Raw genomic sequence first — 7,612 nt, 5'->3', positions numbered from 1 at the left:
CCTGATTAGAAACCTGCCTCAGCGAGGCTCACCCCATGAGCTTGTGACTCACTAATCTGTGGTCTTCTTACAGTGGGGTGAGCACCATGGCCTTCAACCAGATTCAGTTCCAGCACGGCATGTCGATTCCGGAATTCCTTCGTAGCTTTGGCACCGAGGCACAGTGCGCCGAAGCGATCAAGGCCGCGCGCTGGCCTGAGGGATTTCGCTGTCCGCGCTGCTCCAGCAGTGATCACTATGTGGTCGGCCACGGTGTCCGTAAGCTCTTCCAGTGCAATGGCTGTCGGCATCAGACCTCCCTGACCGCAGGCAGTCTCATGGCACACACCAAACTGCCCCTGACGACCTGGTTCTTGGCCATCTACCTCATCAGTCAGGCCAAAACCGGCCTGTCTGCCCTGGCGCTCAAGCGTCAGCTTGGCGTGAGCTATCCCACTGCCTGGCTGTTGCATCAGAAGATCAACCGGGCCATGGCCTCGCAAGACGCCACCCACCAACTCAGCGGCACGGTGCAACTCGATGACGCTTACCTCGGAGGCGAGCGCACAGGCGGCAAAGTCGGTCGGGGCTCCGAGAACAAGGTCCCCTTTGTCGCGGCTGTCTCGGTCAATGATCACGGGCATCCGATGTTCATCAAGCTCAATGTGGTCAGAGGGTTCACCTCTGAAGCGATCAGCAAGTGGGCCAAGTCCAATCTGGCACCGGGCACCAGCGTGCACAGCGATGGTTTGGCCTGCTTCAGTGCGGTGGCCGATGCCGGTTGCCTTCACCTCCCGATGGTGGTCGGCTCCCTCAAGCCGCGCGACCTGCCCAGCTTCAAGTGGGTCAACACCGTGCTGGGCAATCTCAAGACCACGTTGGCCGGAGCCTTCCATGCCCTGAACTACCGCAAGTACGCCGAGCACTACCTTGCTGGCTTCGCCTACAGGTTCAACCGCCGCTTCGATCTGCGTGGTCTGGTCGCAAGTCTCATCGTCGACGTCGTGAGAGCAAAGCCCATCAAGGAAAAGACGGTCAGGTCGCATGCTGAGGCACGTTTCTAATCAGGTTTTATTTTTTGTGGTTGTGTCATTTATATTGATTGAGTGGGCGAAAATAGGGGTCGAGTGGGTGAGGAAGGCTCGTAAGGAGGCGGAATATAAATTTGGCGAAATGAAGGGTCAAGTTGAGAAGCGGTCGATTCGCAACAAGGTAATGGACGAGACAATTCGAGAGATGACCCGGCAGGCCCTTCAAGAGGTAGATGATGAGAGCAAAAGAGTTCTCAAGAATGAGTTGGTAAAGGCGGTCGAGAGTGGTAATCATGAGTTGGCCAAAGCCTTGGTTGCTGCGATCAACGCAAAAAATAAGTGAGTTGCCCATGTACTGCCCCGCCCACTTTCAAGAAGACCGTCCGGCCGAGTTGCACCGCCTCATCGCGCAGTTCTCCTTGGCCACCATCGTTCGCCAAGATGCCGATGGTTTGACTGCCGACCATGTGCCGCTGTTGTTCCAAGCCACGCCGGATGGTGCGGGCAAGTTGCTGGGCCATGTCGCCAGGCACAACACCCTGTGGCAATTGTCGCCTGACCAAGAGTTGCTGGTGGTTTTTCAGGGCCCGTCCACCTACATCTCTCCCAACTGGTACGCCACCAAGCACGATGCCGGCAAGGTCGTCCCCACGTGGAACTACGCCGTGGTGCACGCCCATTGCACTCTCCACGCCATCCATGACCCTGAGCAGGTGCGGCAGCTCGTTACCCAACTGACCGGCCAGCACGAGGCCACTCAGCCTCACCCCTGGCGCGTGGCCGATGCTCCCGCTGATTACACCGACAAGCTGCTGGCCAACATTGTCGGCATCGAGCTGCGCGTGCACCGCATGCAAGGCAAGTGGAAAGTCAGTCAGAACCAGCCCAAGCAGAACCAGCAGTCCGTCGTTCAGGGCTTGTTGTCGGAAGGCGCTGACGCGCAAGCCCAGATGGCATCACTGGTGCAGGCGCGCTCTGGTTTGTGAGCATGACGATGACTGCCGACCCCTTTGACCTGGACCGCTTCGTCACGGCGCAAGAGCACACCTATCCGGTCGCGCTGGGCGAAGTGCGCAACGGCTGCAAGCAGTCTCACTGGGTGTGGTTCATCTTGCCCCAGCTCCGGGGGCTGGGCTTCAGCCAGATGGCGCACAAGTTCGGCATCTCGGGCATGGCCGAGGCCCAGGCTTACATGGCGCACCCGGTGCTGGGGCCGCGCCTGGTGGAGGTGGTGCAAGCCATGCTGCAACACCAGGCATCGTCCGCTGAAGATGTGCTGGGCAGTATCGACGCACGCAAGTTTCAGTCGTGCTTGACGCTGTTTGCCTTGGCGGCCCCGCAGGTGGCCTGCTTCAACGAGGCCTTGCAGCAGTTCTTTTCATCTCAGCGCTGTGCGCTCACGCTCAAGCTGTTGGCCCAGCCGCCGCACGGCGCCTGATGGGTCACAGCATCGACCGCACCCACGGCCACACCTGGTCCACCCCAAACGCCACGCCCACCACCAGCGCGGCCACACTGCTCACCAGCACGGCGCCGGCGGCCACATCCTTGCTCAGCCCAATGGCAGGGTGCTTGTGCGGGTGCAGGTGGTCAGCCAGCGCCTCCAGCGCGGTGTTGAGCAGCTCGCTGGCCACCACGGCACCAATGGTCAGGGCCATCACGGCCCACCACATCGCGGGCGCCCGCGTCAGCACCAGCAGCAACACCATCAGCACCGTGGCCACCGCATGGGTCCGCAGGCTTTTTTCCATGCGCCAGGCCGCACGCAGCCCGGCCATCGCATAGCCCAGCCGTGCTCTGAAAGGGTGGCCCTTCATTGGCTGCGCCCCTGGCCCAGGTGCAGGCGGCTCGCCACCATCCACACCAGCACAGCCCAGGCGGCACCAGCCGCCCAGCCCGCCGCCACGTCCGAAGCCCAGTGCACCCCAAGGTACACCCGCGACAAGCCCACCAGGCCACTCACACCCGCGGCCACGCCAATGGCGTACACGCGCAGCCGGGTACGTGGGGCCAGCCGGGCCACCAGCGTCGCCAGCGTCAAAAACACCACCGCCGACATCATCGCGTGCCCACTCGGAAAGCTGTAGCCATCGGCCAGCGTGCCGTGAAACAGCGCATCGGGCCGCGCCCGTGCAAACAGGTGCTTGAGCGCAATGCTCACGCCCCAGCCCAGCAGCGACGCGCCCGCTGCCAGCCAGGCCATGTGCCACTGTCGGGCCATCATCAAGTAGCCGCACACTGCGCTCACGGTCATGATCAGCACGGTGGGGCTGCCCAGCGCGGTGATGTCGCGCATCACATCGGGCAGCCAGCGCGGGCCCCAGGGCGCGCCGTCCACACCGCCGGTGCGGAACCAGCTCAGCAGCCAGTCGTCCACGGCGTGCAGGTCGCCTTCCATCATCTCGCCCGCCAGGGTCAGAAAGCCCCACAGGCACAGCCCCAGCAGCACAATGGGCCACAGCAGGCGGAGTTCGAAATTGCGTTGAATCACCATGTTCAATGTCTGAATGTCAGTCCAGCAGGCCGGCTTGCGCAAACACCTCGCGCCAAGCCGCCAGCTTGCGGTCGAACGACCACGAGGCATTCGCCGGGCTGGTGGACGGCAGCTTGAACACCGGCAAGCCTAGCGCCTGCGTCGCCCGCATGTGCCGCGCCGATTCGCCCCCATTGTGCGCAATGGCGCGCAGCGTGGGCACCTGTTGGATCAGGCCTGCCAGGTCATTGAGCTCACTGTGTTCAATCGCGCTGTCCAGGCTGCCTTCGCGCACGCAGCCCGCGTACACATCCCAAATGGCCAGCCCGCGGGCTTTGACCACGGGCAGTCGGTCGGCATAGGGCAGGGCGTGCAGCGCCTGCGCGCCTTCCAGCCCCCACAGCGCCGACAAAATCGGCCAGAACTGGTTGCGCGGGTGCGCGTAGTACTGCTGCGCCTGCAATGAGGCCACACCCGGAAAGCTCCCCAGCACCAGCAGCCTGGCGCCCGGCCCCACCACCGGCGCCAGCCCTTGCAGCCGCGGCAAACCCGCTGCCGGTGCGGCAGGCGAGGGCGGGGCAGCAGGCGAACGGGGGGCTCTAACCATGGCTGTGACTGTGCCACACTCGTTGCCGTGAAGAAAAAACCGACTCTGGCCGAAGCCACGATTTCCGAAGAGCGCGGCGTGCGCTACCTGCACCTGGGCACGCCCTGGATCCAAGGTGCCATGCGCATCCGCCAGCCCCAGAAGCTGGAGCTCGAATACATCCAGCGCATGATGGCCTGGCTGCTGCTGCGCGACCCCGACCAACTGCCCGGCACCCGCTGCCTGCAACTGGGCCTGGGCGCCGCCGCCATCACCAAGTACTGCCACAGCGTGCTGCGCCTGCCCACCACGGCAGTCGAGATCAACCCGCAGGTCATCGGCGTGTGCCGCAGCTGGTTCCACCTGCCTGAAGACGACGACCGCCTCACCGTGATCCAGGCCGACGCCGCCCGTTTTGTGGCCAGCGACGACCACGTCGCCGCTTACGACGCCCTGTGCGTGGACCTGTACGACCACGAAGCCGCCAGCCCCGTGCTGGACGACGAAGACTTCTACCGCGCCTGCTGGCGTTGCCTGGACGACGGCGGCGTGATGAGCGTCAACCTGTTCGGCCGCGACGCCAGCTTCGAGCGCAGCGCCGCCCGCATCAGCGCGGCCTTTGGCGCCAACCGCGTGGCCAAGCTCAAACCCACCACTGACGGCAACACCATCGTGCTGGCCTGGAAGGGCTTTGACCTGCCCGAGCGCGACGTGCTCACCGAGCGCGCCGAAACTTTACACACCCGCTGGTCGCTGCCCGCCAAGAAATGGGTCAAGCTGTTGGCGCCTTTCCAACCCACCGTCGCACCATGAGACCGTCTGCCAAGGCCACCGCATCGAAGGGATCTCACCCCACCGTCCACCGCGGGCCGCTGGAGTGGCGCCTGCTGCTGAACTGGCTGGCCGAAGACGGCATCCTCACCCCGCAGGATGTGGACACCGTGATGCAGCGCTTTGCCGCCGGCACCAGCGCCCAACACCCCCTGGTGCGCCTGGCCAGCCTGGGCTTGAAACGCGCCGACACCGGCACCGCGCTGGAGCTGGAGCCCCTGACCGAATGGCTGGCGCAGCGCGTGAAGTTGCCCTACCTGCGCATCGACCCGCTCAAGGTGGACGTCGCCCGCGTGGCCGAGGTCATGTCCATCACCTACGCCGAGCGCCGCAAGGCCTTGCCGGTGTTCGTCGGCCCCACCGAGATCACCATTGCGACCAGCGAGCCGCTGGACGTGGCCTGGGTGGAAGAGATCCTCGCCCACACTCGCAAGACCATCCAGCTGGCCGTGGCCAACCCGCTGGACCTGCAGCGCTACCGCACCGAGTTCTACACCCTGGCCCGCTCCGTCAAGGACGCCAAGAAGAAGACTGGCGACGGCGTGGCGCACAACTTCGAGCAACTGGTGGAACTGGGCCGCGCCAACCGCCAACTCGACGCCAACGACCAGGGCATCATCCAGGTGGTCGACTGGCTGTGGCAATACGCCTTTGACCAGCGCGCCTCAGATATTCACCTGGAGCCCCGGCGCGAAATGGGCGCCATCCGCTTCCGCATCGACGGCGTGCTGCACACCGTCTACCAGGTGCCGCTGTCGGTCATGCAGGCCATGGTGGCGCGCATCAAGCTGCTGGGGCGCATGGACGTGGTCGAAAAGCGCCGCCCGCTCGACGGCCGCATCAAGACCCGCAACCCCGGTGGCGATGAAGTCGAAATGCGCCTGTCCACCATGCCCACCGCCTTTGGCGAAAAGCTGGTGATGCGGATCTTCGATCCCGACAACACCGTCAAGTCATTCGAGGCCCTGGGCTTTGCCCCGTCAGAGAAGCAGGTGTGGGAGCAACTGCTCGCCCAGCCCCACGGCATCATCCTCGTCACCGGCCCCACGGGTTCGGGCAAGACCACCACGCTGTACTCCACGCTCAAGCGCCTGGCCACCGACGAGGTCAACGTCTGCACCATCGAAGACCCGATCGAAATGATCGAGCCCTCGTTCAACCAGACCCAGGTGCAGCCCGCCATCGACCTGAACTTTGCCGACGGCCTGCGCGCGCTGATGCGTCAGGACCCGGACATCATCATGGTGGGCGAAATCCGCGACCTGGAAACCGCCGAGATGGCCATCCAGGCGGCGCTCACCGGCCACCTGGTGTTCTCGACCTTGCACACCAACGACGCCGCCTCGGCCATCACCCGCCTGACTGACCTGGGCGTGCCGCCTTACCTCATCAGCGCCACCGTCATCGGCGTGCTGGCGCAGCGTCTGGTGCGCACCCTTTGCCCCGCGTGCAAACAGGCCGACGAGCCGGTGTCGGGCGAAACGCTGTCCGAGTCGATCAAGCCCTGGCGCCTCAACGGCCAGTTCCGCCCCTACAAGCCCGTGGGTTGCCTGGACTGCCGCATGACCGGCTTCAAGGGCCGTGTGGGCCTGTACGAACTGCTGCCCGTGTCCGAAGCCGTGCGCGACAGCCTGCATCCGCAGGTGGACATGGCCCAGCTGCGCAAGACGGCGGCCAAGGAAGGCCTGCGTCCGTTGCGCCTGTCGGGCATCATGAAGGTGACCGAAGGCCTGACCACGGTCGAAGAAGTGCTGCGCAACACCCCTCAGTGGGAGCGTTGACCGGCTGGGGGCAGTCCCACGAAATGTGGCACCCACACCTCGGCGCAAATGCCCACGGGGTCACGCTCAAACCAGCGCACCTCGCCGTTGAGCTGCTTCACCCGCTTGCGCACACCGCTCAGGCCCAGTCCATGCGCCCATTGCTGCGGCGCCTGGCCTTGGCCGTCGTCGCTCACCCGCAGGGTCAGCATGTTCTCGGCCAGGATCAGCGTGACCGTCACGTGCTCGGCTCGGGCGTGGCAAATCGCATTGCTCACCAGTTCCCGCAGGATGCGTGTCAGGGCTGACCACTGCACCATGCTCAGGTCCACGTCCTGGTCAGCCTGCATTTCCCAGGTCAGCGCGCAGTGCGCCAACTCCAGCCGGTGACTCAGATCGCGCTTCCACTCTGCCGCCGCATCGCTGAGCCGGTGTGAGGGCGCCGCCAGCCCGCGCGTCAACGTTTTGAGGTCTTGCAGGGTGTGGCGAATGTAGTCGCCCATTTCCGGGGTGGGCGCCTGGTACATCAGGGTCAGCAGGCGCGCGCCGATGTCATCGTGCAGGTCTTGGGCAATGCGCAGGCGCTCTTCGCCTCGGCCCTGTTCCACGGCATCACTCAGGCGTTGGGCGTCGGCTTGCCGTTGTGTGTCGCTGAGCGGGCTGGCGTGCACGGCCTCAGGGGGCCACAGCAGGCGCCTGGACCACAGGTGTCCGGCCAGCGCGCTGCCCATGGCCAAGCCCAGGGCCCACAGCGAGGGCACCGCGGCGGCGTGAATCGCAGGCCCCAGGCGCAGCAAGATGGCCGCCAGCAGCACCCACGCCATGAACAGCAGGGTTTCGGCCAGCACACGCGCCACCCACACCGGGCGGTGCCAGTTCACACGGCGAATGACCAAAGGAGGGAGAGGGCGGGCGGGCATGGGGTGGGGGGGATTCCTGGCTGGCCGCCCGA

General features: G+C 64.9%; 10 protein-coding genes. 6 read left to right on the top strand and 4 right to left on the bottom strand.

Features of this window, described 5'->3' with window-relative positions:
- Positions 1–86 precede the first annotated feature (86 nt).
- Genes WIT60_RS13140 through WIT60_RS13125 form a run of 4 tightly spaced genes read left to right on the top strand, consistent with a single transcriptional unit; the run spans position 87 to position 2,448 of the window.
- Entirely contained in the window at positions 87–1,043 is a 957-nt protein-coding gene (locus WIT60_RS13140; protein WP_103826989.1) for an IS1595 family transposase, read from the top strand.
- Positions 1,024–1,353, top strand: coding sequence for a hypothetical protein (locus WIT60_RS13135; protein WP_339584352.1), 330 nt, complete (start codon positions 1,024–1,026; stop codon positions 1,351–1,353). The genes WIT60_RS13140 and WIT60_RS13135 overlap by 20 nt, the downstream gene beginning before the upstream one ends.
- Positions 1,354–1,360: 7 nt before the next feature.
- Complete coding sequence (locus WIT60_RS13130; protein ID WP_339584351.1) at positions 1,361–1,996, top strand: FMN-binding negative transcriptional regulator; 636 nt, start codon at positions 1,361–1,363, stop codon at positions 1,994–1,996.
- 2 nt (positions 1,997–1,998) lie between these two features.
- Positions 1,999–2,448: a DUF1810 domain-containing protein gene (locus WIT60_RS13125; protein ID WP_339584350.1), complete on the top strand. Its 450-nt coding sequence runs from the start codon at positions 1,999–2,001 to the stop codon at positions 2,446–2,448.
- A 4-nt stretch (positions 2,449–2,452) separates the two neighbouring features.
- On the opposite strand, the gene WIT60_RS13120 is transcribed toward WIT60_RS13125, so the two are convergent.
- Genes WIT60_RS13120 through WIT60_RS13110 form a run of 3 tightly spaced genes read right to left on the bottom strand, consistent with a single transcriptional unit; the run spans position 2,453 to position 4,090 of the window.
- Positions 2,453–2,827, bottom strand: a complete 375-nt coding sequence (locus WIT60_RS13120; protein WP_339584349.1) for a diacylglycerol kinase — start codon at positions 2,825–2,827, stop codon at positions 2,453–2,455.
- Complete coding sequence (locus WIT60_RS13115; protein WP_339584348.1) at positions 2,824–3,501, bottom strand: phosphatase PAP2 family protein; 678 nt, start codon at positions 3,499–3,501, stop codon at positions 2,824–2,826. Before WIT60_RS13115 ends, WIT60_RS13120 begins: the two co-directional genes overlap by 4 nt.
- Positions 3,502–3,520: 19 nt before the next feature.
- Positions 3,521–4,090, bottom strand: a complete 570-nt coding sequence (locus WIT60_RS13110) for a DNA-deoxyinosine glycosylase (RefSeq protein ID WP_339584347.1) — start codon at positions 4,088–4,090, stop codon at positions 3,521–3,523.
- Between the two features lie 27 nt (positions 4,091–4,117).
- Here WIT60_RS13110 and WIT60_RS13105 point away from each other — a divergent pair, with 27 nt between their 5' ends.
- Positions 4,118–4,882 carry a spermine/spermidine synthase domain-containing protein gene (locus tag WIT60_RS13105; protein ID WP_339584346.1) on the top strand — a complete coding sequence of 255 codons (765 nt, stop codon included), beginning with the start codon at positions 4,118–4,120 and terminating at the stop codon, positions 4,880–4,882.
- Complete coding sequence (gene tfpB / locus WIT60_RS13100) at positions 4,879–6,681, top strand: type IV pilus assembly ATPase TfpB (RefSeq protein WP_339584345.1); 1,803 nt, start codon at positions 4,879–4,881, stop codon at positions 6,679–6,681. The genes WIT60_RS13105 and tfpB overlap by 4 nt, the downstream gene beginning before the upstream one ends.
- Here tfpB and WIT60_RS13095 read toward each other — a convergent pair.
- Positions 6,666–7,580 carry a sensor histidine kinase gene (locus tag WIT60_RS13095; protein WP_339584344.1) on the bottom strand — a complete coding sequence of 305 codons (915 nt, stop codon included), beginning with the start codon at positions 7,578–7,580 and terminating at the stop codon, positions 6,666–6,668. The two genes, tfpB and WIT60_RS13095, sit on opposite strands and share 16 nt — an antisense overlap.
- Positions 7,581–7,612 lie beyond the last annotated feature (32 nt).

The sequence above is a fragment of the Aquabacterium sp. G14 genome (assembly GCF_037482285.1).
Lineage (GTDB): Bacteria > Pseudomonadota > Gammaproteobacteria > Burkholderiales > Burkholderiaceae_C > Aquabacterium.
This window is presented reverse-complemented; position numbering and strand designations above follow the sequence as displayed.

Bases quoted from the DNA above. Each gene is read 5' to 3' on its own strand.
- WIT60_RS13110 (WP_339584347.1), bottom strand. From the start codon at position 4,090: ATGGTTAGAGCCCCCCGTTCGCCTGCTGCCCCGCCCTCGCCTGCCGCA.
- WIT60_RS13125 (WP_339584350.1), top strand. From the start codon at position 1,999: ATGACGATGACTGCCGACCCCTTTGACCTGGACCGCTTCGTCACGGCG.
- WIT60_RS13135 (WP_339584352.1), top strand. From the start codon at position 1,024: ATGCTGAGGCACGTTTCTAATCAGGTTTTATTTTTTGTGGTTGTGTCA.
- WIT60_RS13140 (WP_103826989.1), top strand. From the start codon at position 87: ATGGCCTTCAACCAGATTCAGTTCCAGCACGGCATGTCGATTCCGGAA.
- WIT60_RS13130 (WP_339584351.1), top strand. From the start codon at position 1,361: ATGTACTGCCCCGCCCACTTTCAAGAAGACCGTCCGGCCGAGTTGCAC.
- tfpB (WP_339584345.1), top strand. From the start codon at position 4,879: ATGAGACCGTCTGCCAAGGCCACCGCATCGAAGGGATCTCACCCCACC.
- WIT60_RS13095 (WP_339584344.1), bottom strand. From the start codon at position 7,580: ATGCCCGCCCGCCCTCTCCCTCCTTTGGTCATTCGCCGTGTGAACTGG.
- WIT60_RS13120 (WP_339584349.1), bottom strand. From the start codon at position 2,827: ATGAAGGGCCACCCTTTCAGAGCACGGCTGGGCTATGCGATGGCCGGG.